At 70.0% G+C, this 25,762-nt stretch carries 19 protein-coding genes and 1 pseudogene; 8 read left to right on the top strand and 12 right to left on the bottom strand.

The features are described 5' to 3' along the window. Positions 1 to 45 precede the first annotated feature (45 nt). Together RV986_RS12280 and RV986_RS12275 are read left to right on the top strand one after the other, a co-directional pair. A pseudogene (locus RV986_RS12280) lies at positions 46 to 565 on the top strand (transposase); the annotation flags it as partial. Positions 566 to 1,366: 801 nt separating this feature from the next. Beyond that, positions 1,367 to 2,896: a hypothetical protein gene (locus RV986_RS12275; protein ID WP_475917421.1), complete on the top strand. Its 1,530-nt coding sequence runs from the start codon at positions 1,367 to 1,369 to the stop codon at positions 2,894 to 2,896. Between the two features lie 138 nt (positions 2,897 to 3,034). Here the strand turns inward: RV986_RS12275 and RV986_RS12270 are convergent, their stop codons facing one another. Both RV986_RS12270 and RV986_RS12265 read right to left on the bottom strand, forming a co-directional pair. Beyond that, entirely contained in the window at positions 3,035 to 3,277 is a 243-nt protein-coding gene (locus tag RV986_RS12270) for a DUF397 domain-containing protein (protein WP_475917420.1), read from the bottom strand. Continuing rightward, entirely contained in the window at positions 3,274 to 4,101 is an 828-nt protein-coding gene (locus RV986_RS12265; RefSeq protein ID WP_475917419.1) for a helix-turn-helix domain-containing protein, read from the bottom strand. Before RV986_RS12265 ends, RV986_RS12270 begins: the two co-directional genes overlap by 4 nt. A gap of 114 nt (positions 4,102 to 4,215) precedes the next feature. On the opposite strand from RV986_RS12265, the gene RV986_RS12260 reads away from it, so the two are divergent. The 3 genes from RV986_RS12260 (at position 4,216) to RV986_RS12250 (ending at position 7,079) form a co-directional block, all read left to right on the top strand. Then, on the top strand, positions 4,216 to 4,650 hold the full coding sequence (locus tag RV986_RS12260) for an ATP-binding protein (protein WP_475917418.1): 435 nt from the start codon (positions 4,216 to 4,218) through the stop codon (positions 4,648 to 4,650). A gap of 144 nt (positions 4,651 to 4,794) precedes the next feature. Beyond that, positions 4,795 to 6,504, top strand: coding sequence for a CehA/McbA family metallohydrolase domain-containing protein (locus tag RV986_RS12255; RefSeq protein ID WP_475917417.1), 1,710 nt, complete (start codon positions 4,795 to 4,797; stop codon positions 6,502 to 6,504). Continuing rightward, on the top strand, positions 6,501 to 7,079 hold the full coding sequence (locus tag RV986_RS12250) for a hypothetical protein (protein ID WP_475917416.1): 579 nt from the start codon (positions 6,501 to 6,503) through the stop codon (positions 7,077 to 7,079). The genes RV986_RS12255 and RV986_RS12250 overlap by 4 nt, the downstream gene beginning before the upstream one ends. An 87-nt stretch (positions 7,080 to 7,166) precedes the next feature. Here RV986_RS12250 and RV986_RS12245 read toward each other — a convergent pair whose 3' ends face one another. From RV986_RS12245 to RV986_RS12210, 8 genes are all read right to left on the bottom strand, one after another. Next, positions 7,167 to 8,339 (bottom strand): MFS transporter, encoded by a 1,173-nt coding sequence (locus RV986_RS12245; protein ID WP_475917415.1) that lies wholly within the window; start codon positions 8,337 to 8,339, stop codon positions 7,167 to 7,169. Then, positions 8,332 to 11,238, bottom strand: a complete 2,907-nt coding sequence (locus RV986_RS12240) for a glycoside hydrolase family 2 TIM barrel-domain containing protein (protein ID WP_475917414.1) — start codon at positions 11,236 to 11,238, stop codon at positions 8,332 to 8,334. Before RV986_RS12240 ends, RV986_RS12245 begins: the two co-directional genes overlap by 8 nt. Before the next feature lie 42 nt (positions 11,239 to 11,280). Beyond that, positions 11,281 to 12,174 (bottom strand): carbohydrate ABC transporter permease, encoded by an 894-nt coding sequence (locus RV986_RS12235; RefSeq protein ID WP_475917413.1) that lies wholly within the window; start codon positions 12,172 to 12,174, stop codon positions 11,281 to 11,283. Beyond that, positions 12,171 to 13,136: a carbohydrate ABC transporter permease gene (locus RV986_RS12230; RefSeq protein ID WP_475917412.1), complete on the bottom strand. Its 966-nt coding sequence runs from the start codon at positions 13,134 to 13,136 to the stop codon at positions 12,171 to 12,173. The genes RV986_RS12235 and RV986_RS12230 overlap by 4 nt, the downstream gene beginning before the upstream one ends. A 29-nt stretch (positions 13,137 to 13,165) precedes the next feature. Beyond that, the gene (locus RV986_RS12225; RefSeq protein WP_475917411.1) at positions 13,166 to 14,428 is read right to left on the bottom strand and encodes an ABC transporter substrate-binding protein; all 1,263 of its coding nucleotides are present in this window, start codon (positions 14,426 to 14,428) and stop codon (positions 13,166 to 13,168) included. 213 nt (positions 14,429 to 14,641) lie between these two features. Continuing rightward, positions 14,642 to 16,504, bottom strand: coding sequence for a glycoside hydrolase (locus tag RV986_RS12220; RefSeq protein ID WP_475917410.1), 1,863 nt, complete (start codon positions 16,502 to 16,504; stop codon positions 14,642 to 14,644). 11 nt (positions 16,505 to 16,515) lie between these two features. After that, complete coding sequence (locus tag RV986_RS12215; protein WP_475917409.1) at positions 16,516 to 17,817, bottom strand: ROK family transcriptional regulator; 1,302 nt, start codon at positions 17,815 to 17,817, stop codon at positions 16,516 to 16,518. 131 nt (positions 17,818 to 17,948) lie between these two features. Further along, on the bottom strand, positions 17,949 to 19,193 hold the full coding sequence (locus tag RV986_RS12210; protein WP_475917408.1) for an FAD-binding protein: 1,245 nt from the start codon (positions 19,191 to 19,193) through the stop codon (positions 17,949 to 17,951). Between the two features lie 287 nt (positions 19,194 to 19,480). Here RV986_RS12210 and RV986_RS12205 point away from each other — a divergent pair, with 287 nt between their 5' ends. Then, positions 19,481 to 20,488, top strand: a complete 1,008-nt coding sequence (locus tag RV986_RS12205) for a hydroxyacid dehydrogenase (protein WP_475917407.1) — start codon at positions 19,481 to 19,483, stop codon at positions 20,486 to 20,488. A 124-nt stretch (positions 20,489 to 20,612) separates the two neighbouring features. Here the strand turns inward: RV986_RS12205 and RV986_RS12200 are convergent, their stop codons facing one another. Next, positions 20,613 to 21,392: an alpha/beta fold hydrolase gene (locus RV986_RS12200; protein ID WP_475917406.1), complete on the bottom strand. Its 780-nt coding sequence runs from the start codon at positions 21,390 to 21,392 to the stop codon at positions 20,613 to 20,615. Positions 21,393 to 21,789: 397 nt separating this feature from the next. Here RV986_RS12200 and RV986_RS12195 point away from each other — a divergent pair, with 397 nt between their 5' ends. Beyond that, the gene (locus tag RV986_RS12195; protein WP_475917405.1) at positions 21,790 to 23,136 is read left to right on the top strand and encodes a radical SAM protein; all 1,347 of its coding nucleotides are present in this window, start codon (positions 21,790 to 21,792) and stop codon (positions 23,134 to 23,136) included. A gap of 373 nt (positions 23,137 to 23,509) precedes the next feature. Continuing rightward, entirely contained in the window at positions 23,510 to 25,036 is a 1,527-nt protein-coding gene (locus tag RV986_RS12190) for a cellulose binding domain-containing protein (RefSeq protein ID WP_475917404.1), read from the top strand. A 225-nt stretch (positions 25,037 to 25,261) separates the two neighbouring features. On the opposite strand, the gene RV986_RS12185 is transcribed toward RV986_RS12190, so the two are convergent. Continuing rightward, on the bottom strand, positions 25,262 to 25,675 hold the full coding sequence (locus RV986_RS12185; RefSeq protein ID WP_475917403.1) for an ATP-binding protein: 414 nt from the start codon (positions 25,673 to 25,675) through the stop codon (positions 25,262 to 25,264). Positions 25,676 to 25,762: the final 87 nt, after the last annotated feature.

Below are 25,762 nucleotides of genomic sequence, written 5' to 3'. Positions count from 1 at the left end.
CTGCTGGTGCTGTGACCGCCCACCGGCGGCAACTGCCGGGCTGAGCAGACCAGGCCCGACCGGCTGTCGGCCACTTACCACCGCACACGCGGTGTGCGGTAAGTACTTCCACGGCTGCTACTCGGTCGGCGACGACACCCTGTGGGGCGTCAACCGCCGCGGGAAGGGCGCCGCCAACACGCCGGCCGCACTGAAGTCGATTCGCGCCGCCCGGCCCGACGGCGCCCCGATCTACGTGATCCTGGACAACCTGTCTGCTCACAAAGGCGCCGACATCCGCCGCTGGGCAAAGAAGCACAAGGTCGAGCTGTGCTTCACCCCGACCTACGCATCCTGGGCCAACCCGATCGAAGCCCACTTCGGATCACTGCGGCAGTTCACCATCGCCAACTCCAACCACTCCAACCACACCGCGCAGACCCGGGCCCTGCGCGCCTACCTGCGCCGGCGCAACGCCAACGCCCGCCACCGCGACGTCCTGGCCGCCGAACGCAAGGAACGCGCCCGCATCCGCAGCGAGAAAGGCATCAGCTGGGGCGGACGGCCCCTACCAGTGGCGGCCTGACCCGGCTGGAAGGCGAGTCACCGAGATTGCCTGGCGGCGTTTGCCCGATAGCGTTCCAGCACTCCAACGGACAGTGCTGAAGCGGCCATCAGGCCGAACACAATCGAACTCGAACCCCCGCTGTGGTGTCGCTCCCAGACACGGAATCCGACCAGTAGGACAACGAGCCCGAGCAGCAGGACCTGTATCCACCTGATGACCAGGGCCCTCCTCTGGCCATGGCCATCTGCATCGTTGTCTCTTGTGCGCACCAAGGCTCCTCTACTACTTCAGTGCGCTGACTGTACTGGTGTGCTGCCCAACCGCGGATTCCGCAGTCGATATATCGCCTGGGCTGTGTCCCCGGATCCCATCTGAGCTGGAGGGAGTCATCAGCGCGGCCCAACCCGGTGAACCTTCGCGGTCACAGCACTAGCCAGCCGCGGCCGGCACACGGCGACTTGCTTGTAGGCCAGGGATGCAGGCGTCCGGTGCCGACCAGCCGGTCCTTCGGGCCCGCCGCCCGGGCTGCGGAGCAGGGCCGATGCGGAATTGCCGGTGCACACCATCCATGTTTCGCTAAAGGGGCTGATCGCACCGAGTGGGCAAAATGTCAAGATCAGCAATCCCGTTAAGTTGCCGCCGCGCAAGGCCGCTGCTCGGAAAGCGCGAGCCGGGTACTGGCGCCCAAGCCGCGCACGACCCGGCCGACGACGCCGCAGGGCCCATGCGCGCTGCGTGTAACGCACGACGGTGTTCGCTCGCCACCCGGAGAGGCACCGTTTCTCACGGGCTCCGCCGACCATCCTTCTAGGAGGCCCCATGACAGCCGAAGCTCTGGCCCCGGCCGTTACCGGCACCGTGCAGTTCCCGATCATCGAGTCCTTCACCAACGGTCACCCGACCAACCCGCACTGGGAACTCAAGGGCAGCGCCCAGCTGAACGGCAGCCTGGAACTGACCCCCGACCAGAAGAGCAAGTCCGGCACAGCCCTGCTGAACCAGCCCTTCAGCTCGGCGCTCGGTGTGACCATCGACTTCGACTTCGCTGTCGAGGGGGGCATCGACCCCGCCTTCGGCCTGGGCGACGGCTTCTGCGTCTACCTCATCGACGGACAGCAGACGACTCAGCCCGGCGCCCACGGTGCCGGACTCGGCTACTCCATGATGCGGGACGGAAGCGGTACGGTGATGCTGCCGGGCGTCACCGCCGGATACGTCGGCGTCGGCTTCGACAATTACGGCAACTTCGCCTCCGGGCTCGCCGGGCCCAACGGTCCGGGCTCGCGGGCCAACATGCTGGGCATCCGCGGCTCGGGCTCCGGAACGACGGGGTTCTCCTGGGCGACCGGTGTCCAGGTGCCAGGCGGATTCCGGGCGACCTGGGACGAGGGCGCGCACCTCCAAGTCTCCATCATCGCTGGACTGCTCACGGTACGCCGCTCCAGCAAGTCGGACCCGAGCGGCACTCTGCTGATCGATCATTTCGATCTCGCCGGTGCGCCCGGTCAGGTGCCGATGCCCGCGACCTTCAAGCTCGGCCTTTCGGCGGGCACAGGTGGCGCGACGGCCTCCCACCGGATCCGGAACCTCAAGGTCGCCCTGCCCGTCGACATGCCGCTGTCCATGGACGGCCCGTCGACCGCCGACGCGGGACAGCGGATCGTCTACACGATCGACGTGGAGAACCTCGGCCCGAACGACGCCCCGGACGCGGTGGTGGAAGGCACCATCCCGACCCAGCTGTCCGATGTGCGCGTGAGCTGCCGGGGGACGGGCGGCGCCACCTGCGGCCAGGGCTCGACCACCGACGGCCTGCACCAGCCGGTCGACCTCCCCAAGGGGGCCAAGGCGCACATCGAACTGAGCGGCAGGATCGATCCGCAGTTCACGGGCAGCGTGACCTGCGCGACTCTGATCAGCTCGCCGACCCGTGCCAACTCCGCGGCCCAGCAGTCCGGTTCGGTCAAGACCGAGGTCTCCCAGCCCCTGGTCAGCGCCGAGCAGGAGATCAAAGGACAGTGGCAGCAGACCTGGCCGGAGGACGCGACCGGCTGGCTCATCAGCAACGACATCAAGCTGGCGGCGAACAAGAGCCGAGTGGTCGAGTGGGAGATCTCCTTCGACGTGCCGGAGCGGACCCGCGTCAACCCGGCACAGACGCAGTGGTATGTGGTGAAGAAGGACGGCAGTGACGGGACCGTCGTCCTGGCCTCCCCCGGAGACGGCAAGCACACCATCGAGCCCGGTACCGGTCTCACCGTCAATGTGCAGATCCTCTACCCCTCCCAGCATGCGGCAGGCGACGGCGAGCTGAAGAACCTCCGGGCAACCGAAGTGACCGCAGGTTGACCTGCGTGCATCAGAGGTTCTCAACGGTCGTGTCACCAGCCCTCATCGGGTCGGCGACACGACCGTTCCCCATCGGCTGGGTCGAGCTGGTGCTCTGACCGGGAAGGTTCACCGGGTCGCGAGTAGGGCCGAGTGCCCCTAGCGCGCGGCGAAGTCGAGGAAATCCGTCCAGGTGGTGGGGGAGAGGGTGAGCTGAGGGCCGGAGGTGTTCTTGGAGTCGCGGATGTGGATGGTGGTGGGGCAGGTGGCGACCTCGACACAGTCGCCGGAGTCGTCGCCGCTGTAGGTCGACTTGTGCCAGGAGAGGGCCACTTCGACGCAGTCGTCACCGTCGCTACCGCTGTAGGTGCTCTTGAACCAGGTCAGCTCTGTGGTGTTCATAGCGCTCCTCGCGTCCGCTCCAGCAGGCTCCGGGAATCCTCCGGGGTGAGAGCCTGTGAACGCAGTTTCGCATAGCGCATGTGGAGCACGCTGATCGATTTCGGGTCAGCGATGAACTGGCCGCTTCGCTGCCCTTCGCAGTACCCGAACCAATCGTGTTCAGGCGTCTCCGCCAGCCGGATGGGGCCGTCGAGCCCAGCATGCACGGCGCAGGCCATCGGCATTAACTGCAGCTCCACGTTACGCAGTTCCGTGACTGCCAGGATCGAGTCGATCAGCCCGCGCGTGACCTCCGGACCGCCGGTCCCCCGCTGGATGATGTGCTCCTCGACGATGAAGCTGAACGCTGTGTTGGGCCGCTCGGTGAGCAGTCGCTGACGGCCCTCGCGGGCGGCGAGCTGGGCCTCGATCTGTGAGTCGGTCAGCACGGGCACCCGCTCGTTGAAGAGGGTGCGTGCGTACGCCTCCGTCTGGAGAAGCCCCGGCACCAGCCGGTTCTCGAACGTATAGAGACTGATCGCCTCCTTCTCCAGCTCCGCCCACTCCTGGAACCAGGACGCCAACCCCGGTTGCCGCGTGGCGTACTTGGCCGCGGCCCGAAGTACACCGAACGCGTCCAACAACTCCTCCGCCCGCTCGACGTACACCCGTGGCGGCAGCCGTCTTCCCTGTTCGATCGACGCCACCGTGGACGGCTGGTACCCCACCAGGGGAGCGAACTCCTCCTGCGTCAGCCCCGCCCGCTTGCGGCAGGCCTTGTGGACCAGGCCGAAGGTCCGCAGACTGTCCGACGGTTCGGGCTCGCTCGTGGTGCTGTTGGTCATGCTCAGTATGGTCACGGACCGTTACCCGTACTGTCCACAGCGTGAACTCCTACAGAACGCGGCGTACGAGTGGCGTCGCTGGTCGACCCCCGTTCCTCCCGTCACCGTTGAGCCATGCAAGGAGACATCCGGGCCCAAGACCCCGTCACCGTACGTACGTTCACCCAGCTCTTCAGCTGCACCCCGCGAGGGGCCCGGCTCGCGCGGCGGCTGGTGGCGAACCGGATGGACGCGTGGGGGTTCGCGTACGACAGCGGGGCGAGCGAGGACGTGAGCCTGGTCGTGGCCGAGCTGGCCGCGAACGCCGTACGGCACGGGAGCGTGCGCGGGCGGAGCTTTCGCGTACGGCTGGTGTGGTGCGAGGACGTCGTACGCGTGGAGGTGGCCGACGGGCGGACCGAGCGGCTGCCCGTCCTGCGGGTGCCGGACGAGGAAGGCGGGTGCGGGCTGGTGCTCGTCGCGGCGCTGGCCGAGCGGTGGGGTGTGGAGCCCCGAACCGGATCGGCCTATAAAGTCGTGTGGGCCGAGGTGCGGGTGAAAGGCCTGTGATGGATGGGCAGTTGACGCGAACACAGTGAGTCGACTCCCCCAGCTCGCCCGGCGAACACGCCCCGGCCGCCCCGTGTTCACCTTCCGCACCGAATCTCCTCGTGGCGCACGCCCGCACTCGGGCGCACAACTCAGGAGGCAACCATGGGTCATGGGCATCACCACCACGGTCACGATCACGGTCATGACCACGGTCACGAGGGCGAGTCGCTGCCCGCGGCCTTCGACACCTCCGTGCCCGACGAGGCGCTGACCCCCGAGCAGCAGTCGCGCCGCTCGCTGCTGCGCCGCGCCGGACTGCTCGGCGCGGGACTGGCCGCCGGTGGCGTCCTCGCGCAGGGGGCGGCCGCCGCCCCGGCGTACGCCTCCGTCCCGACGGGCGGTCGCAGAGGCAACGGCTTCCTTTTGCTGTTCGGAGACCACCACATCCACACCCAGGACAGCAGCGACGGCAAGTACCGCGTCGGCGACCAGGTCCGTCAGGGCGCCCGGCACGGCCTGGACTGGATGGTCATCACCGACCACGGCAGCGAGACGCACGCCAAGATCGGTGTGGACAAGGTCAACCCGGACATCAAGAAGGCCCGGGCGGAGCACGAGGACACGCTGGTCTTCCAGGGCCTGGAGTGGAACATCCCGGGCGCCGAGCACGGCACCGTCTTTGTTCACCCCGGCACCAACGAGGTCAGCGTCCTGAAGGCGTTCGAGACCTCCTACGACGGCAGCGTGACGGGCACCAGCGGCTCCTCGCCCGCCAACGAGGCGCTCGCCGTCGCGGGCCTCAACTTCCTCGCGGAGCAGGTGCAGCGGCGCAAGGTCAAGGACGCGCTGATGCTCGCCAACCACCCGGCGCGGCGCGGAGTCGACTCGCCGCACGAGATCCGCGGCTGGCGCGACGCGACCGGATCGGGCCGGCAGATCGCCGTCGGGTTCGAGGGTGCGCCGGGCCACCAGGCGGCGGGCATCGCCACGCCGCTCGGCATGGGGCGCGCCCGCGGCATCTACGACAACAACCCGAGCGCCGACTCCTTCGCCGGCTACCCCCTGGAGAGCTACCGCACCTGGGGCGGCTTCGACTGGATGACCGCCACGGTCGGCGGCCTGTGGGACAGCCTCCTCGCCGAGGGCAAGCCCTGGTGGATCACCGCCAACTCCGACTCCCACCAGGTGTACACGGACACCGCCGTACGCGGCGGCCCGGACAGCGACTTCACCGCCAACGGCAGGCACACGGACCCGGTCTACGGCGGCAAGGTCGACCTCACCCAGGGCGACTACTGGCCCGGCCAGTACAGCCGCACCCACGTGGGCGCCGACGGCTTCTCGTACGCCGCCGTCATGGACGGCATCCGTGCCGGACGGGTGTGGGTCGACCACGGGCAGCTCATCAGCGGGCTCGACGCACGGGTGGCGGGCGGCAGCCGCTGGGCGACCCTCGGCGGCGCGCTGCACGTCAAGAAGGGGCAGAAGGTCACCCTGACGGTCGACATCGCCCTCGCGGACGGGCCCAACTGGGCCGGTTACGTGCCGAAGGTGGCTCGCGTGGACGTCATCAAGGGCGATGTCACGGGAGCCGTCGCGGACAAGGACACCTTCACCGCGCCGACCGCGAAGGTCGTCCAGTCGTACGAGGTGAACAAGTCCACCGGCACCGTGCGTCTCACCTACTCGCTCGGCGCGGTCGACCGCCCGGTCTACGTCCGGCTGCGCGGCACCGACGGCAACCGCTCCGCCACCGGCCTGATGGGCGCGGCGGTCGACCCGGCGGGCCCGGCCGTGGACGTCGTCGGCGACGCTGACCCGTGGAAGGACCTGTGGTTCTACTCCAACCCGGTGTGGATCCTGCCCTCGTGACCGAACGGTACGTCGTCGGGGTCGACACCGGCTTCCGCGGAACCCTGCGGGCGGCCGACCACCTGCTCCGCGAGCTCGTCGTCGAACTCGACCTGACCGAGGGCGTGGTGGGCTGCACGCACCATGTGCGGGACGGACAGCCGCACACCGCGCTGTCCTTCTCCGCGCCCTCGGAGCGGGTGGCCCGCACGGCCTGGCGGCGGCTCACGGAACGGGAGTTCGGTGCCGCCCTCGGGGCGGAGCGGCACGGCCCGGCCGAGCTGGCCGCCGGCGCCGCGCACGCCGCCGCGGAACACACCGCGCGCACCGGGGGCCGCGCCGTCCAGTACGCCGGGGCCGACGCCCTCACCGGCACGGTGACCGTCGCCCGGCTGCTGGCCGTCTCCGCGGTGGAGCGCGTCGTCGTACTCGGGGCGCCCGACGGTCCCGAGCCGGACCAGCGGATCGTCACTCGTGATCACGTACGACCGGAGTGGCGTGCAGGACGACTGGTCCTGACCGCGATGCCGGCCGCGGGCGGGACCCTGGTGCCGTTCGAGGTACCGGACCCCACCCCGTGCTGCGCGGACCACTGACGGCGGAAAAGGGGCGATCGAGGGCGGTCGGCCGGAACGGTGTCGAAGGTTCCGGCCGACGGTCCTCCCTCGGCTGGATGCTGCCGCTCACGCAGAGGTCCTCCGAGTCAGTGCGATCAGCCGTACGGTCGCCACCAGCGAGGCCGCGGACAGCGCGGTCAGCAGCCACGGCACCGCGCGAATCCCCGCCGCCTCGATGCCCACGCCGAGCAGCGGGGGAGCCGCGACCCCACCGATCATCGACGCCGCGATCACCCAGGCGCCGGCCCTTTTCGCCTGGGGGAGTGCCCTGTTGAGCCAGGGCAGCCCGGTCGGGAAGACGGGCGCGATGAACAGCCCCACACCGGCGTACGCCACCGGGGCCGCCCCGGGTATCAGCGTCAGCAGCAGACACCCGGTCATCCCGGCCGCGCAGACCGCGAGGATGCGCTCGGGCGCGTACCGCAGGGTGATCGGGACGACGAGGAAGCGGCCCGCGGTCATCATCAGCCAGTAGACGGAGGTGGCGGAGGCGGCGACCGTCGCGCTGTAGCCGACGGTCTCCAGATGGGTGGGTTCCCACCCGCCGACGCCCGCCTCGACGCCGACGTTCAGGATGTAGAGGAGCAGGAAGCCCACCAGGACGCGGGAGAGCAGGCCACCGGAAGCGGCGGGCCGCTCGGCCGGGGAGAGGGGCGGCGCCTCGCTGCGCACCCCGCCCGTGCACAGGATCAGCGCCCCCGCGAGCACCGCGCACGCCGCGAAGGCGTAGGGGTAGTCGCCCGGCCCCAGCCATGCGATCAGCGCCGGGCCGAGTACCGCGCCGATGCCGAAGTGCGCGTTGAGGACGTTCAGCATGGCCGGCGACCGGTCGCCGAAGCCGACCGCGAACAGCTGGTTGAGGCCGTAGTCGATGCCGCCGAAGCCGAGGCCGCCCAGGAACGCGGCGGCGAGCGCGAGCGGCCAGTTCGGAGCGAGCGCGAAGCCCGCGCCGCCCGCCGCCATCAACGCATAACTCGCGGCCAGGAGAGCCCTGTTGGAGATCCGGGAGTGGATCGCGTTGAAGGCGAGGACGCCCGCGACTCCACCGGTGAAGTGCAGGCTCAGACCGAGGCCCGCCGCCGAGGGGGAGAGGCCGTACTCCGTGCGCAGGCCCGGGACCGCCGGGCCGTAGAGCGCCTGCAGCATGCCGATGAGGATGAATCCGATACACGACGCGACCGCGGCCGGTCGGCTGAAAAGCTGCCGGCCGGCCGCGGTCCTCGTGAGGGTGTCAGCCATGGATCTCCGAGAAGAGGAACGTGAATTCGGTGGGCGCGGGCCGCAGTTGGTACTGCGGCAGCGCGCCGGGGCCGCAGGACTGCGAGCCGATGCCCTGCTGGCCGTGGTCGAGGTTGACCCAGACCGTGTCACCGGCCTTCAGATCGGTCAGATGCCCGGCGGCGTCGAGCTGTTCGGACGTCCAGCGGCGCGCGGTGAACCAGAACTGAGGCTCGCCCTCGACACGCAGTCCGCCGATCTCCGCCCAGCGGACGTCGGCGCGGGCGCCGTTCTCCTGCGGGCGGACGTACGGAGTCTGCAGCTCGTCGACCGTCGACTCCCAACGTCCCACCATCGACGCGGACTTGGTGTCGGGGTAGCCCTCGCCGGGGCCGCCGCCGAACCACCTCACCCGGTCCGCCGTGCCCGCGAGGCCCAGCCGGATCCCGAGCCGGGGCAGCGGCAGCGTCCACTCGCCCTCCGGTGCCACGGACACGGTCAGCCGCAGCCGCGTCCCGTCCGACGTCCACCGGTACACCGTGCGCAGGGCCACCTCCCGGGCGGCGGGCGCCACCAGGGTCCGTACGGTCAGCGCGTCGTCGCCCAGTTCCACCGCCTCCAGCCGGTGTTGCATCCGGTGCAGGCCCAGCTCCCGCCAGAGCGGTCCGTAGCGCAGATCGGGCTGCCAGGCCGCGCCGTTGTCGTTGTCGGTCGGCGCGCGCCACACGTCCAGGTGCAGCCCGGTGACGTCGACCCCGCCGATCGAACGCGGCGCACCCGTGCGGGCGTCGAACGCGGCCGGGCCGAGGGTGATCTGCCCCTCGCCGAGGACCGGACCGTCGCTCTGCGCCACGGCGGTCAAGGGCCGCGCCGAGAGCGGGAACTGCGCCCAGGCCACCAGGTGGTCCTTCGGCCCCCACGCGGTGTCGGCCGCGAGCGTCGCCCGTACCGTCCACCGGGTCTCCCCACCCCGTGGGTCGGCCGGCGGATCCGGCAGTTTCACGTCCGCCGATTCGCCCGGGGCGAGCTCCGGCACGGACAGGACGCCCGCCTCGACGGTCTCCCCGTCGACCTGGTAGGACCACTCGAAGGCCAGCGCGGAGAGATCGGCGAAGTCGTAGCCGTTGGTGACGCGCACGGTCCCGTCCGCGCCTCCCCCAAGCTCTCGGCTCCGCTCGAGCAGGGGGGACCCCCATCCGACGATACGGACCGGTTCGATCACCTTCTTGTACTCGACCAGGCCCGGCGACGGCGTCCGGTCCGGGAAGAGCAGCCCGTCGCAGACGAAGTTCCCGTCGTGCAGCTCCTCCCCGAAGTCGCCGCCGTACGCGAACCCGTACCGCTCGTCCCTGATGCCGTGGTCGATCCACTCCCAGATGAAGCCGCCCTGGATGCGGTCGTAGGACTCGAACAGGTGCTGGTAGTCGGCGATCCCGCCGGGGCCGTTGCCCATGGCGTGCCCGTACTCGCAGAGGATGAAGGGCAGCCCGCGGCGCCTGTGGGTGCCGCCGTCCAGACCGCGGCCTATCTTCTCGACCTCGGCGTGGTCGGCGTACATCCGTGAATAGACGTCCGTGTCACGGCAGTCGATGTCGCCCTCGTAGTGGATGAGGCGGGAACCGTCCCGGCCGCGGATCCACTCGGCCATGGCGGTCAGCCCGCGCCCGGTGCCGGCCTCGTTGCCGAGGGACCAGACGACGACGGAGGGGTGGTTCTTGTCGCGCTCGACCATGCGGGCCGCGCGGTCGAGCAGGGCCGGGGTCCAGCGGTCGTCGTCGACCGGGTTGTCGCGCCAGGCCTGCTCGGTGAAGCCGTGGGTTTCGAGGTCGCACTCGTCGACGACCCACAGGCCGTACTCGTCGCACAGGTCGAGGAAGGCGGGGTGCGGCGGGTAGTGCGAGGTGCGCACGGCGTTGATGTTGTGCCGCTTCATCAGCAGCACGTCCTCCCTCATGGTCTCCAGGTCCAGGGCGCGGCCCCGCTCCGGATGCCACTCGTGGCGGTTGACCCCCTTGAAGAGGATCGCCGTGCCGTTGACCTTGATCAGGCCGTCTTCGAGCACGACGGTGCGGAAGCCGATGCGCAGCGGGACGCGCTCGCCCCCGGTCGCGAGCACACCGTCGTACAGCCGGGGTGTCTCGGCCGTCCACGGCCGTACCGGCACGGTCACCGACTCGCCGGTCGCGACATCGATGTCGAGGGCGGGCACGGTGACCCGGCCGTCGACGTCGGAGTCGACGCGCAGGGTCCCGAGGCCTTCGAGGTGGTCGTACGAGGCGTGTACGAAGAAGTCGAGGACGCTGTCCGCGGGGCGGTGCAGGAGGGTGACGTCGCGGAAGATGCCGGGCAGCCACCACTGGTCCTGGTCCTCCAGGTACGAGCCCGCCGACCACTGGTGGACCCGGACCGCGAGGACGTTGCCGCCCGGCTTCAGCAGCTGGCCGACCGCGAACTCGTGCGGCAGCCGCGATCCCTTGAACTCCCCGATGTCCGTGCCGTTCAGCCAGACCCGGGCACAGGATTCGACCCCGTCGAAGCGCAGCACCGCCCCGCCGTCCGAGGGCCAGTCGGACGGCAGGTCGAAGGTGTGCAGATGATCGCCGGTCGGGTTCCCGGTCGGCACGTGCGGCGGGTCGACCGGGAACGGGTAGAGGTGGTTGGTGTAGATCGGTGAGCCGTGTCCCTGGAGGACCCAGTGGCCGGGGACGGACACCTCGGCCCAGTCCCCGGCGTCGTACCCCGCCGCGGCGAAGGAGTCGTCCTCGGCGTCGGCGGTGGGGGACAGACGGAAGCGCCAACTGCCGTTCAGTGACAAGGACCGCGCGTCCGAGGACGCGTACCGGGCGCGTGGTGGGAGCGCCCCGCTGCCCGGCGAGACGTCCTCGACGTAGTCAATGGCGGAAGTCGTGCGGAAAGACATCGGTCTCCTAGATCGTCCCTTGGTGCCGGTCGAGCTTGTCGATCAGCCCTTGATGCCCGTCTGCGCGACCCCCTGCACCAGCCAGCGCTGCAGGAAGAGGAACACGAACACCAGGGGCAGGATGGAAACGGCGGTCGCCATGAAGATCAGGTGGTAGTTGACGGTCTGGTTGGTCATGTACGAGGAGAGTGCGATCTGCACCGTCCAGGCGCTCGGGTCCTGGCCGATGACCAGCGGCCACAGGAAGGCGTTCCAGCCGCTGATGAAGGTGATGGTTGCGATCGCCGCGAAGAAGTTCAGCGAGTTCGGCACGACGATGCGCCAGTACGCGCCCCAGTAGCCCAGTCCGTCCACGCGCGCCGCCTCCTCCAACTCCTTGGGGAACCCCAGGAAGTACTGCCGGAAGAGGAAGCAGGCGAAACCACTGAAGAGCACCGGAATGACGAGACCCCGGTAACTGTCCACCCAGCCGAGCGAGGAGACCAGCACGAAGCTCGGGACGAAGGTGACGGCGGGCGGCACCATCAGGGTCCCCAGGACCAGGTAGAAGATCTTGTTGGCGTGCTTGTACGGGATACGGGCCAGGCCGTAGCCGGCGAGCGAGCAGACCAGCAGGGTGCCCACCGTGATCAGGACGGCGACGACCGCGGAGTTCCACAGGGACCGGCCGAACTGGACGGTCGTGTCGTCGAAGAGTTCGCCGACGTTGCCCCACTGGAGGTCCGTCGGGAAGAACTTCCAGTTCTCGCCGGTGATCTCGGGGTCCGTGGACAGGGCGTTGCGGACGATCAGATAGAAGGGGACCAGGAAGAGCAGGGCGGCGACGCCGATGGCTAGGTACAGACCGGTGTTGCCGATGACGCTTCCGCGCCGGACGCGGCGCGGCTTGGCGGCCGGCGGTTCGGCCGTCCTGACCGGAGGCACGGTGGTCGTCACTTGGAGTCGTCCCCCTTTCCGAAGCCCAGGAACTTGCCCTGCGCCAGCGTCACGATGAGGATCAGCAAGGTGAGGATCACCGCGCCCGCGCTGCCCTCGCCGTAGTCCTGGCTCTCGCCCAGGGCGGTGTAGTACAGCTCGACGAGCGGCGGGCGGCCCCACGTCGTCTTCGACAGCAGGTTGAAGAACTCGTCGAAGGCCTGGTAGGCGGCGATGACCAGCAGCAGGATCACCGCGGTCGAGGTGGCCCGCAGCTGCGGCAGGGTGATGTACCGGAAGGTCTGCCAGCCGGGCTTGGCGCCGTCGATCGCGGCGGCCTCGTACAGCTCGGGCGGGATGTTCTGCAGCGCCGCCAGGAACAGGATCATGTAGAAGCCGGCCTGCAGCCAGAGCCGGGCGGAGACGATGACCAGCCAGTACCAGGGCGGATCGGGGTCGGCCAGCCAGGCGATGTTGTCCACTCCGAACCAGGCCAGGATCGTGTTCATCAGGCCGAACCGGACACCGCTGAAGAGGGACATCTTCCAGATCAGCGCGGCGGCGACATAGCTGCACGCGGTCGGCAGGAAGAAGACGGACCGGAAGAACGCCTGCATGAAGCGCAGCCGGTTCACCATCAGGGCCAGGCCCAGTGAGAGCGCCCAGGTGGTGGGCACGATGAACACGGCGAACACGGTGAAGGTGACGAGGGAGCCGGTGAACTTGCTGTCCTCCAGCATCTGCCGGTAGTTGTCGAACCCGACGAACTTGCTGGGCGTGACCGTGAAGCGCGCCTCGAAGAAGCTCAGCCAGAGGCTCCAGCCGATCGGGATGTAGACGAAGACCAGTAGGCCGATGAGGAAGGGGCTCGTGAAGAGCCAGAAGTTGAAGGTGCTGCTGCCCCGCAGCCCCCGCCGCGGCCTGGCCGAAGAGGACTTCGCCGGGGCGGGGCGCGCGACACCGCGCGTGGTGGTGGTCGACATGTCGAAACCCGTCCGTCGGTCTCCGTCGGCTATCCGAAGAGCTTCTTGAGCTCGCGGTTGACGGTGGTGTCGGCCTTGTCGAGCGAGGCCTCGGGGTCACCGTTCTTACGGACGCTGTTGGCGAAGACGTCCTCCAGCGCCGTGATCATGGCCTGGGTCCAGCCGATGTTGTCGAAGTGCCCGAAGTCGTTGAAGAGCTTGACGCCCTCGGCGGGCAGGCCCGTCTTGAGCTTCGTGGCGGACGCGGCGATCGAGGTGCGCGGCGGGATGTGGAAGCCGTACGACAGCGCGAAGTCCTCCTGGTACTTCTTCTGGTCGAGCCACAGCCACTTCACGTACTCCTTGGCCAGGTCGACGTTCTTGCCCTTGGCGTTGACGAACATCGACCAACCGCCGTTGTAGACGGAGGGCTTGCCGCTGTCCGTGACCTTCGGGAAGGCGAAGATCCCGAGGTCGTCGCCGAGCGCCTTCTGCATGACCGGCATGGCCCACATGCCGCAGAACTGGATGGCGCACAGGCCCTGCACGATCGCGGCCGGGTCCCAGTAGTCGGCGGGCGCGCCGAGCAGCAGATGCCCGCTGGTGAACAGCGAGCGCATCTTCTTGAGGCCCTCCTTGACGCCTTCCGTGTGGTAGGCGATCTGGTTCTTCTCGTCGAGGGTGTCGGCGCCTGCCGACCAGATCATCGGGGCGATGACCGCGTGCAGGTCGTTGCCGAGGAACAGGCCCTTGACCTTGTCCGTGGTGAGCTTCGCGGCGGCCTCGATCAGCTCGTCGAGCGTCGTCGGTGGCTGGATCTTCGCCTTCTCCAGCAGGGACTTGCGGTAGAAGAAGAACTGCGGGTCGTCGATCATCCGGACGCCGTATATCTTCCCGTCGACCGTGTGGGACGTGATGTCGGCCGGGTTGAAGTCGTCCTTGACCGGTTCGATGATGTCGTCCAGCGGGGCCACCTGGCCGCTCTTGACGAGCTGGATCTGCGGGTGGAACTCGAACAGGTCGGGGGCGTTGTCGGTGAGCAGGGTGGCGAAGAGCTTGCTCTCGAAATCGGAACCGGTGATCCACTGCGTGGTCACGTTGGCCTTGTCGTAGGCCTTCGCGTACCGCTTGATGGCCTGCTCGGTGCCGGCCTCGCCATAGGCGTGGAAGTACTGGTTGAGGGCCTTGCCCGAAGTCCCGCCCCCGGAACGGCCGTTGTTGCTGCCACAGGCTGCCAGCGGGCCCAGTGCGGCCAGTCCCGCGGCGGCCCGCAGGACGGAGCGACGGTCCCAGTTGCTGCTCATTGCCGACATGGTGACGTCCTTGTCTCTTGTACGGCTGCGGCTCGAATTCGCTGTGCGGTGCGGGACGCTAACCTTCTGTTAATGCTTCGGCAAGGGGTTGGACGAAGTCTGTTCGAAGCGTTGTATGCGGTTCGGTGGGCCGAACCCGGGTGTGGACATGGCGAGTTGGTGGGCCGCCGACCGGCGGCCCACCGGGCCCCTAAGAGGCGAGCGCCTCCGGATTCACTGGCGGAACCAGGCCTCGTTGGTCCCGCCGTTGCAGCTGTAGACGATGACCTTGCTGCCGTCGGCCGTCGCCCGGCCGCTCACGTCCAGACACTTCCCGACCGCCTCGCTCACGATCTGGCCATTGGCGTTGAGCTGCCACCGCTGATCCGCCGTGCCGGCGCACTCCGCGGCCGCCGGGCCCGAACTCCCCGCGGTCAGGCACCCGCCCGCGCCCAGAAGCGTTCCGGAGGCGTCGTACGACCAGTTCTGCGCGTCCGCACCGGTGCAGGTGCCGATCGCGGCCCCCGATGTGTCCGCGGTCAGGCACTTGCCCGACTGCTGACCCTTCCAGGCACCCGTGAGGGCCGAGCCGCCGTGGCCCTTCCGGTCGAAGACGTACGTCGTGACGGAACGCGCGGCGAGCGTGGTGGAGGCGGTGGCGCCGCGCACGGAGGGCCTGGCGACCGAGGCCCAGTTCTCGGTGGCGGAGGTGCGGACGGCCTGGCGCGCCCGCACCGGCGTCCCGCTGTTGAAGTGCAGGTTCAGCGCGGTGTCGGTGGTGTTGTGGTTGTTGACCACGACCACCCACTTGCCCTTGCTCTCGTACGAGCTGACCTCGACGCCGCTCGGCGCGCCCGTGACGTTGTGCGCGACCGCGCCCGGCTTCACGAACCTGCTGTACTGACCGAGCGTGTAGTAGCGCTTGGTCATGTAGAGCGTCTGGTTGCCGTTGGCCGCGTAGTCGGGGTCGTAGTAGACGAGCCCGTCGTTCCAGCCCTCGGCGTTCTTGGCGAGCGGATCGGTGCCGACCATGCTGGACAGGGCCGTCCACCACTGGAACGCCGAGTCATGGGCGGTCGCGAAGTCCTTGTACATGATCCGCGACAGGTTCAGGCCGCCCTCGATGGTCGGGTCGTACTCCTGGGCCCACCCCGTGCCGCCGTTTCCGAAGCAGCAGATCTCCGTCGCCCAGGGCTGTCTGCCCACCGACTTCGACGTCTCGTTGATCTTCGCCAGCTGGTCGTCGCCGGGATTGTTGTACGTGTGATGGGCGAGCTTCGACACGTACGGGGCCGTGCCCGGCTGCGAGATCCACTGCGGGACCTCGGTGTTGAAGCTCACCGTGCTGCTGGACTCGTCGGCGATGATCCCGGTCTTCTGGTGCCGGGCCGTCTGCTCGGCGCCCAGTGCCCGGACGATGTCGTCGCGTTGGGCGACAGGGACGAGCATGCCCTCCTGGCCGCAGCTCGCGAAGTCGTTGTTCGGCTCGTTGAAGGGGCTGATGTAGTCCAGCTTCGCGCCCCGCCGGGCGAAGTGGTCGGTGACGTCCGCGACGTACTTCGCGAAGTCGGCCGTGTTCTCCGCCTTCAGCTGACCGCCGCAGCTCTGCGCGTTGGTCGTCCACCGGGCGGGCGCGCTGTTGACGAAGCCGATCAGGTCCTCGACGCCGTACTTCGCCGCGTAGCCGAGGAACGTACGGCCGCCCTTGTCCTTGCTCCAGTCGTACGTTCCGTCGGCCTTCAGGAAGTCCTCGGGGGCGCGGGCGGGGGTGGTGACCGCCGTGCCACCGCCGCCGATGTTGTAGCGGTAGGAGCTGAGGTCGAGGCCCTTGGAGGAGAAGAGGAGCGCCGCCACCCGCGCCTGGACGGCGGGGGAGAAGTGCTGGAGGTCGTTGACCCACCAGGCGCCGGAGGCGCCGATGTCGTCGATGGTCTGGGCCGCGTACGGGGAGACTTCGGCGGCTGCGGGGGTGGTGGCCGTGGGGTCCGTGGCTCCGGCCGGTGGGGCGGACCCGAGGGTCAGGGGGAGGGTGAGCGCTGCGGCGGCGCCGACCAGGAGTGACTGTCTGCGGGGGTGAGCGGGGTGAGTCATGTGCATCCCTTCCGTCGTCATGAAGGTGGTGCGGTACGGCTCCTTGCGGGGGTGGTGCGGGGCGTGGTGGTGCCCGTGGTGGTGCGACGCGGAGCGGTCCTGCCGCCCGCGGGTCGCCGGCCCACCGGGTTGAGGGCGCCCTCCAGGGCGAAGGTCGCGGCGCCCAGACAGACCGGGTCGGTGGGGATGGGGGAGAGGACGATCTGGGTGGCGGCCAGCGGCCGGTGCAGCGCGTGCCGGGCGACGGCCTCGCGCACCTCGCGCAGCAGCGGTTCGCCGAGCGTGGCGGCGACCCAGCTGCTGAGCACGACCACCTCGGGGTTGAGGAGGTTGACCAGGTCGGCGATGCTCGCGCCGAGGTAACGGGCGGTGTCCCGGACCACTTTGAGCGCCACCGGGTCGTTCGCGGCGACCCCGCGGGACAGCGCGTCGATGGTGGCGGTCTGGTCCTCGGGGTGCAGCAGCGGGCTCTCGGGGCTCGACTCCCGCAGATTCAGCATGATCCCGGGCGCCCCGACATAGGTCTCCACACAGCCGTGGTTGCCGCAGTGGCACGGCCGCCCGTCAAGCACCAGCGTCGTGTGGCCCCACTCACCCGCGCTGTTGCTGACCCCGCGGTGCAGTCCGCCGCCGAGCGCGAGCCCGGCGCCGACCCCGGTGCCGAGGTTGACCACGACGGCGTCCCCACGTCCGCGCGCCGCGCCGAACCACAGCTCGGCGACCGTGCAGGCGCGCAGTGGATTGTCCAGGTGGAGCGGGTAGGCGATGTGCTCGGCGAGCAGGTCGAGCAGCGGCACGTCGTGCCAGTCCCAGTTCGGCGCGTACTCGGAGATCCCGGTGTCGCGGTCCACCTGGCCCGGCACACTGACCCCGACGCCGAGAACGCGGGCGCCCTCGACGCCGGCCTGCGCGACCACCGAGCCGACCGCCGCGGCGACATGCCCGACGACCTGCTCCGGGCGGCTCTCGCCGGGGCGCATGTCCTCGGTGGCGCGGGCCAGCACGTTCAGCGCCAGGTCGAACAGCTCCACGCGGACATATGTCTCCGCGATGTCGACGCCGATCAACGCGCCCCCCGACGCGTTGACGGCCACGAGTCCCCGGGGGCGGCCCCCCGCGGAGTCCTCGAACCCGACCTCGGTCAGCATCCCGAGATCGAGCAGCTCACCGACGAGCGTGGCGACCGTGGCCAGACTGAGCCCGGTGGCGGCCGCCAGCTCCTGCCGGGAGGTGGGAGACGCGGCGATGATCTGGCGCAGCACCTCGTAGCGGTTCGCGGTGCGGATGTCGCGTGACGTCCGCTTCGCCTGCTTTGCCACCCCTGTCCTCCGTACCGCACAGCGGGACTCGGCGGCCCCGGCGCGGCGCAAGGCTATGGCCTGGCAAGGACTTTCGACAAGGGGTTAGGAAAGGGGCTGGAGAAAGTACCCCCGGGGCTTGCCTCCGCGGGTCAGGAATCCAGCACATTCCGTACGAACGCGTTGGTGAACTTGCCCGCCGGGTCCAGGGAGTCGACCAGGGCCCGGAAGTCGCCCAGCCGCGGATAGCGCCCGCGCAGCACATCCGCCGGCGTGGTGAACACCTTGCCCCAGTGCGGCCGCGGATCGAACGGCTCCAGCGCCTCCTCGACCTGCCGCACCACCGGGAGCACGGCCGCCGTGTCCTCGATCCAGGTGAAGTGCAGGGCGACGGTGTCCCGCCCGTACGCCGGGCTCAGCCACTGGCGGTCGGCGGCGACCGTCCGCACCTCGCAGACCTGCAGCAACGGCGCGATGCTCCCCCGGATCGCGTCCAGGGCGTGCAGCGCCGCGAGCGCGTCCGGACGCGGCAGCAGATACTCGGACTGCAGCTCGGCCCCGCTGCTCGGGGTGAACTCCGCCCGGAAGTGCGGCAGCCGCTCGTGCCACGGTCCCGGCACCCCGAACTGCTGGGTGCAGTTCTCGGCGGGCATGCCCGGCACCGGGTGCATCGCCTCGGTGGCGGGCGCGGCCCACGGGAAGTCCGACAGCGGCTGGTCGGTGCGCCGCTTGAGCCACACCTGCCGGAAGCCCGGCCGCCCCCAGTCGGTGAACAGGCTCACGCTGTACGCCGTCGCCGCCACCGTCTCGAAGTCCAGCCCCGCCGAGGGGAGTTCGGTGAAGACGTGCTGGCTCACCTCGAAGTCGGGTTCCAGGTCGAGGGTGAGCGCGGTGACGACGCCGAGCGCGCCGAGGGAGGTCACGGTGCCGTCGAACCGCGGGTCGTCACGGCCGATCGTCACCGTGGAGCCGTCCGCCGTGACCAGCTCGACCTCGCGCACGGCGGCGGCGAGCGAGCCGTTCGCGACCCCCGAGCCGTGGGTGCCGGTCGCCACCGAGCCCGCCACGGAGATGTGCGGGAGGGAGGCCATGTTGTGCAGGGCGAACCCGTGCTCGTGCACCCGGCGGGCCAGCTCGGCGTACCGGACCCCGCCCGCGACCCGTACCGTACGGGCCGTCGTGTCGACGTCCACGGCCGGTGGCAGCGCGGTCAGCGAGAGCAGGACGCCGCCCTCGCCCGGCTCGGCGATCTCGTTGAACGAGTGCCCGCTGCCCAGCACGCGCACCCGCCCGCTGTCCGCGACCAGCGCCGCGAGCGCGTCGAGCGAGTGCGGGCGGTGCAGTTCCTCGGCGGTGTAGGTGATGTTGCCGGCCCAGTTGGTCAGGGTCTCTGTCATCCCCGTCGTCCTTCCCCGGGTAGGTTTCCGTGCGCGGCCGTGCGGGGGCCACGGCTGGAAACTATCCCGACAGGTCGGACACCCTTGCACCCGGTCCGTCCATTGACCCTCTCGGGCTACGGGATCTACCGTGGAGCTTCGATAGAGAGCGCTTGCTATCGCCGTCCGTCGTCGGCTGCACCGTCGTCTGCCGTCGTCCGCACGGGTGTCCGTCGTCGTCTGCCGTCGTCCGCACGGGTGTCCGTCGTCGTCCGTCGCCGCCGCCATAGAGCCGGAAGGTTGACTCCTTGCCCGAGCGTCCCGTGGCGATGTTCGCCATGACCGCCGAGAACGTGCCACAGATCTTTCCGCCGGAGGTGATGGCCCGGCTGCGCGACCTCGTGGACATCGACCCCGCCGTGGTGGCCGAGGACTTCACGGCGCCGGGAGTCCGCGAGGGCCTCGCCGCGACCGAGATCCTGATCACCGGCTGGGGGTGCCCGCCGCTCGACGCGGCCACCCTGGACGCGGCGCCGAAACTGCGGGCCGTGCTGCACGCGGCCGGCTCGGTCAAGAGCTTCACCACACCGGCGGTCTGGGAGCGCGGGCTCCTGGTGTCCTCGGCGGCCACTGCCAACGCCCTGCCCGTCGCCGAGTACACCCTCGCCATGATCCTGCTCGCGGGCAAGGACCTCTTCGCGCACCGCGACCGCCTGCGCGCCGAGCGGGTCCTCCCCCGCGGGGCGATCGTCCCCGGCATCGGCAACTTCGGCCGCCGGGTCGGTGTCGTCGGAGCTTCGCGCATCGGCCGTCGGCTGATCGAACTGCTGCGCCCCTTCGACCTGGCGGTGAGCCTCACCGACCCCTACGTCGACGAGGCCGGGGCCGCCGCGCTCGGCGTCCCGCTGCTGCCGCTCGACGAGGTGCTCCGCGCCAGTGACATCGTCACCGTCCACGCCCCGCAGACCCCCGAGACCCGGCATCTGATCGGCCGCCGCGAGCTCGCCCTGATGCCCGCCGGATCCGTCCTCATCAACACCTCGCGCGGCTCGCTCGTCGACCACGACGCGCTCATCGAGGAACTGCGCGCCGGTCGGCTGAGCGCGATCCTCGACGTCACCGAGCCCGAGCCGCTGCCCGCCGACTCGCCGCTCTACGACCTCCCGAACGCCTTCATCACCCCGCACCTCGCGGGATCCCAGGGAAACGAGGTCGCGCGGCTGGGACTCGCGGTGGTCTCGGAGGCCGAACGGCTCGGCCGGGGTGAGGGGTTGGCCTTCGGCGTGGATCGGGTGGGGTTGGAGCGGGGGGCGTGAGGTGAGGGTCGGGGGGAGACGGTTCGCCTCCGCCGCCCCTGCCCGAGCCGCCCAGCTGCCCCTACCCGTCCCGCCCAGCTGCCTCTATCCGTCCCGCTGCCCCTACCCGTCCCGCCCAGTCCCCCTACCCGTCCCAGTCGGCCACCCACCCCTCCGTCAGTTCCACGAACTCCCGCGGGCGCTCCTCGTGCAGGAAGTGTCCGGCTCCCCGGAACACCGCCACCCGTGACCTCGGATCCGTCAGGGTCGCGCGCTCGAAGTCGGCCGCCGCCGGCGTGGAACAGACGCTCAGTACGGGGCACTTGCGTCGCGCGAGGTACGCGACGGTGGCGGGGCGCAGGCCGAAGGAGTCCGGGTTCAGGTACATGCCGTCGCGGCACTGGGCCAGCACGTCCGGATCCATCTGGGCCATCAACTGCCGCTGGCGTGCGCGGAGTTCGTCGTGCGCCCCGGCCCGGAACGTCTCCTCGACGAAGCGCGCCGCCCACTGCGCACCCTCCCCGCGGAGTTCCTCCTGCTCTCCCGGGATGCGCGCGGCCTCCGCCTCGTCGGCCCCGTACGCCGGATCGACGACCACCAATCCCCGTACGAGATGGGGGTGTTCGACCGCCAGCGCCGTCACCGCCTGGCCGCCCATCGAGTGACCGACCGCGACGACCGGCCCGGTGCCGAGCCGGCGCAGCAGCGCGGCGAGGTCGTCGGCGAAGTCCCCGGCGGCGTAACCGGTACCGGGCTTCGGTGACCGCCCGTGCCCGCGCAGATCGGGGACGATCACCCGGTGGTGCCAGTACGGAAGCGAGGGCGCCCAGTCGTCGCCGTCGCCGCCCCAGCCGTGGACGAGGAGAAGTGCGGGGGCGGTGCCGGGGTGGGCCGAGTGGTGGAGCGGTACGGGTGTCGAGGTCACGGGCGTGACTCTATGGGGAGGTCTGCGGCGCGGGGAGGCCCGCGGCAGAGGGCGGCGGCCGGTGCCGGGAACATGGCGGGAGGCGGGCGCGATGGTTCGCCGCCGGCCGCGGGAGGCTACCCGGAGGTCACCCGCCCGGAGGCCGACGGGACCGGTCGACTCGGCCCCGTCCGGGCCCCGGCCGGGCGGATCGCCCGGCGTGAGGGGACCCGGCACGGCTGACGCACAGGCAGGGGCATACCGTGAGGAGTCGAACGCGGAGCTGAGCAGAGTACTGAGTACTGAGCAGAGCACCGAGTACTGAGTACTGAGTAGAGAACTGAGCGGAGAGCCGAGCACGGAGCCGGGCGTGGAGCCGGGCCCGGGTCCGGCGCACGTCGGGAGCGAGGAGAACGGTATGGGCGCCAGCCGCACCACGCTGGTCGAGGATCTGATGGAGCGGTTCCCGCACGTACCGCGGGAAGCCGTCTTCAAGGAGGACCTGCTCCGTGGGGGTGTGGCCTTCGACGAGTCGGCGCTCTCCGACAACGAGGCCGGTGACGTCAAGCCGAAGTCGTACTTCATCTTCTCCTTCGACCACGGCACCCTGCCCGAACTGGGCGAGGCCGCACTCCGGCGCCCGCCCGAGGAGATCATCCTCACCGGCGGGCCGTACGACCTGCGCCGTACCGTCGTGTCCGTACGGGTCAATCCCGCCTCGCCCTATCGCGTCGCCTCCGACGAGGACGGGATGCTCGGGCTCTACCTCGACGGCAGGCGGATCTCCGACGTCGGGGTGCCGCCGATGCCCGAGTACTACCGGCACACGCTCTCCAACGGGAAGTCCGTGATGGAGGTGGCCCCGACGATCCAGTGGGGGTATCTCGTCTACCTCACCGTCTTCCGCGTCTGCCAGTACTTCGGTGCCAAGGAGGAGTGCCAGTACTGCGACATCAACCACAACTGGCGCCAGCACAAGGCGGCGGGACGCCCGTACACCGGAGTGAAGGACGTCGAGGAGGTCCTCGAAGCGCTGGAGATCATCGACCGGTACGACACGGCGAAGGTGTCCACCGCGTACACCCTCACCGGCGGCGCGATCACCTCCAAGCTGCAGGGGCGCGACGAGGCCGACTTCTACGGGCACTACGCCAAGGCCATTGAGGAGCGTTTCCCGGGGCGGTGGATCGGCAAGGTCGTCGCGCAGGCGCTGCCGCGGGACGACGTACAGCGGTTCAAGGACTACGGGGTGCAGATCTACCACCCCAACTACGAGGTGTGGGACCGGCGGCTCTTCGAGCTGTACTGCCCCGGCAAGGAGCGCTATGTCGGCCGCGACGAGTGGCACCGGCGCATCCTCGACTCCGCCGAGGTCTTCGGCGCGCGCAATGTGATCCCCAACTTCGTGGCGGGCGTGGAGATGGCGGAACCCTTCGGCTTCACCACGGTCGACGAGGCCATCGCGTCGACGACCGAGGGGCTGCGCTTCTTCATGTCGCACGGCATCACGCCCCGCTTCACCACCTGGTGCCCGGAGCCGACGACCCCGCTCGGCAAGGCCAACCCGCAGGGCGCACCGCTGGAGTACCACATCCGGCTGCTGGAGGCCTACCGCTCCACCATGGAGGACTTCGGTCTCTCCTCCCCGCCGGGATACGGCCCGCCCGGCCCGGGCAACGCGGTCTTCTCGGTGAGCTCCTTCATGGACAGCCTCCCGGCCCAGGAACCCACGGTGGCGCAGGGAGCCGGTCCGCAGGCTCCGTAAATTCCACGACTTCGGTGACTTCCGTAAGTTCCATGACTTCGGTGAGTTCCGTGAGTTTCGTGACTTCCGTGAATGCCGGGGTCACTGTGAACGTGGCGGTGATCGACACTTCTCGGCCTCCCTTCCGTACTACGGGGGGAGGCCCTGTGCGGTCACCGAGCGGCGTGTCGCACTGTGGGCAACCGCTTGCCCCGTAATTGAATACCTCGCTTGTCAGTTGTGCGGAAACCGTGAAAGGCTCGGGCCCCGTCGTTGAGACGGCCTCAACTCCCTTGCGTAGAAGGTGAGTTGACATCGACTTTGTCCAATCTTGCCTGACCTTGCGTACGTTGCTTGACGTTGCTCATGGAAGCAGTTGATGCAGGAGCCCCCCATGCCCGACCTGCCGACCCCCCAGAACGCCGCCGAGGCCGCACTGCTCTCGGAATGCTGGGACGCGGTCCTGTCGTACGCCGATCTGTGCACGTCCGGTTCGGCCGCGGCGACACAGCTGGCGACCGAGGCGTTCACGCACGGCATCGATGAACTGCGAGCCGCCACGGCGGCATCGAAGCATACCGGTACCGGCCGCAGGGCCCCCAGACTGCCCCGCATCCCCCTGCTGCTGAGCTCGGTCCGGACCGCGGCCGCCACCTGGGAGGCGAACGGGCTGGGCCACCGCCTCGACCCCGACCTGCGGCTGTGGCTCCACTCCGAGATGGCCGCCCGTTACATAGGCCCGCCGCTGCACCGCCCGCTCGCGCTGCGCGGCCTCAGGGACATGCAGGAGCCGGACGCCGTGCTGCTGTGGCTGGCGGAGGTCGAATCGCTGCCGCTGCCCGCCGTGGCCCGGCGGCTCGGCCTCGATCCGGCGGACGCGGCGACGGAACTCGCCCAGGTACGGGCGCTGTTCCGGGACCGCTGCCTCCGCAACCACCTCGACACGCCGATGTACGCCGACTGCCGCAGCTACGCGCGGCTCCTCGACGCGGTCACCCGTTCGTCCGGCGCCGAGACGCCGGGGGACCTCTCGCGGCACATGGCGCGCTGCGTGGAGTGCGCCGAGGCGGCCGCGTGTCTGCGGCTGCACGGCGGCGGGCTGCCGTCAGCGCTCGCGGGCGGTGTGATCGGCTGGGGCGGCCTCGCGTACCTGGAGCGGCGCCGCCGGGCCGCGGAGGCGGGCCTGGCCGGCGGACGTACGGACGCGGCCGTCGACACGGGCCTGACCGAGGGCAAGCAGGCCCGGCCCCGGATCGGCAGGACCGGCATCCTGGTCGGGGCCGTCATCGTGTCCGCACTGGCGCTCACGGTGTCGCTGATGCCCTTCGGCGGCGCGGGGGGCGACGGCGCGACCGCGCAGGGCCAGCCGGCGGACGGACGGTCCGTGGCGGACCCGGGCTCCTCCTTCCCGGCGGGCTCGTCGGCGGCGTCGAGGGCAGCGGGGTCGTCCGCGACCGCGGACTCGACCTCGCGACCGGCCGCGAACTCCGACACCGAGGCCCAGGGCGAGTCCTCGTCGCCGGCCGGGAGGACGGACGGGACGAGCGGCGCGACGAGCAGCGCCACGACCGGCCCGACGAGCGGCGCCACGACGAAGGCGTCGGCGGACTGCCAGGTGAAGTACGAGATCGTCAACGAGTGGCCGGACGGTTTCCAGGCCACCGTCACCGTCACCTCCACCAAGGCCCTCGTCACCTGGAGCCTCGGCTGGACCTTCAAGGACGGCCAGCGGGTCAGCCAGATGTGGGACGGCACCTACCGCCAGGACGACTCCCACGTCACGGCCACCGCCGCCGACTACAACAAGACCGTCGCAGCCAAGGGCACCTTCACCTTTGGCTTCCTCGCCTCCTGGCACGGCGCCAACTCGGCCGCGCGCGACTTCACTCTCAACAACGCCGGTTGTACGGTCGGCGGCTGACGGGCGTTGCGCTTGTCGGGTTCGGTCGCCGGGCCCGAGGGGGTCGTCGGGGCCGGCCCCGGCCGCGGTGTGGATGCGCGGAGACGTGACCGTGTCGGCTGCGGGAAGTCCCCGATCGGCTCGATCTCGGTCAAGTCCGTGTTGACCACGGCGATTCCGCGAGTCCGGCGCCTCGTGCGACGAGCTGACCATCAGCCCTTCGCCCTGTGCGACGTGATCAACGAGCTACGCGGCGGCCAGGTCGCACCACACGTACTTGCCGCACTGCCCGTGCCTGGTCAGCGGCTGCCACGACCACGCGTCGGAGCAGGCCCGGACCAGCGCGAGGCCCCGGCCCTCCTCGGCGTCGACGAGCCGGTCCCACGGCAGGGACGCCTCCGGGGGCCGTGGGTCCGCGTCCCAGGCGCCGATACGCAGGACCCCGGCCCGCCACTGCACCCGTAGCGCCGCCTGGCCCTTCGTGTGCCGTACGGCGTTGGAGACCAGCTCGGCCGCGATCAGCTCCGCGACGTCGGTGAGGCGGATCAGGCCGTGCAGGGTGAGGATCAGGCGGACGGTACGACGACTGACGGTGACGGCGCGGAGGTCGTGGGGGATGTACATCATGTACTCCCAGGGTTCGGCGGAGGTTTCGGGCATGGGTGAACTCCGTTCGAGGGAAGGGGAGTTGAGCGGACCGGGCGGTGGCTGTGCCGCAGGCGTCATGGCGTGACGGAGCGGTGCGCT

Source organism: Streptomyces sp. RLA012 (genome assembly GCF_056270325.1).
This window is presented reverse-complemented; position numbering and strand designations above follow the sequence as displayed.

What these genes read in the sequence shown, in the direction of transcription:
- RV986_RS12275 (WP_475917421.1), top strand. Translation starts at nt 1,367, where the DNA reads ATGACAGCCGAAGCTCTGGCCCCGGCCGTTACCGGCACCGTGCAGTTC.
- RV986_RS12270 (WP_475917420.1), bottom strand. Translation starts at nt 3,277, where the DNA reads ATGAACACCACAGAGCTGACCTGGTTCAAGAGCACCTACAGCGGTAGC.
- RV986_RS12265 (WP_475917419.1), bottom strand. Translation starts at nt 4,101, where the DNA reads ATGACCAACAGCACCACGAGCGAGCCCGAACCGTCGGACAGTCTGCGG.
- RV986_RS12260 (WP_475917418.1), top strand. Translation starts at nt 4,216, where the DNA reads ATGCAAGGAGACATCCGGGCCCAAGACCCCGTCACCGTACGTACGTTC.
- RV986_RS12255 (WP_475917417.1), top strand. Translation starts at nt 4,795, where the DNA reads ATGGGTCATGGGCATCACCACCACGGTCACGATCACGGTCATGACCAC.
- RV986_RS12245 (WP_475917415.1), bottom strand. Translation starts at nt 8,339, where the DNA reads ATGGCTGACACCCTCACGAGGACCGCGGCCGGCCGGCAGCTTTTCAGC.
- RV986_RS12240 (WP_475917414.1), bottom strand. Translation starts at nt 11,238, where the DNA reads ATGTCTTTCCGCACGACTTCCGCCATTGACTACGTCGAGGACGTCTCG.
- RV986_RS12230 (WP_475917412.1), bottom strand. Translation starts at nt 13,136, where the DNA reads ATGTCGACCACCACCACGCGCGGTGTCGCGCGCCCCGCCCCGGCGAAG.
- RV986_RS12225 (WP_475917411.1), bottom strand. Translation starts at nt 14,428, where the DNA reads ATGTCGGCAATGAGCAGCAACTGGGACCGTCGCTCCGTCCTGCGGGCC.
- RV986_RS12220 (WP_475917410.1), bottom strand. Translation starts at nt 16,504, where the DNA reads ATGCACATGACTCACCCCGCTCACCCCCGCAGACAGTCACTCCTGGTC.
- RV986_RS12210 (WP_475917408.1), bottom strand. Translation starts at nt 19,193, where the DNA reads ATGACAGAGACCCTGACCAACTGGGCCGGCAACATCACCTACACCGCC.
- RV986_RS12195 (WP_475917405.1), top strand. Translation starts at nt 21,790, where the DNA reads ATGGGCGCCAGCCGCACCACGCTGGTCGAGGATCTGATGGAGCGGTTC.
- RV986_RS12190 (WP_475917404.1), top strand. Translation starts at nt 23,510, where the DNA reads ATGCCCGACCTGCCGACCCCCCAGAACGCCGCCGAGGCCGCACTGCTC.
- RV986_RS12185 (WP_475917403.1), bottom strand. Translation starts at nt 25,675, where the DNA reads ATGCCCGAAACCTCCGCCGAACCCTGGGAGTACATGATGTACATCCCC.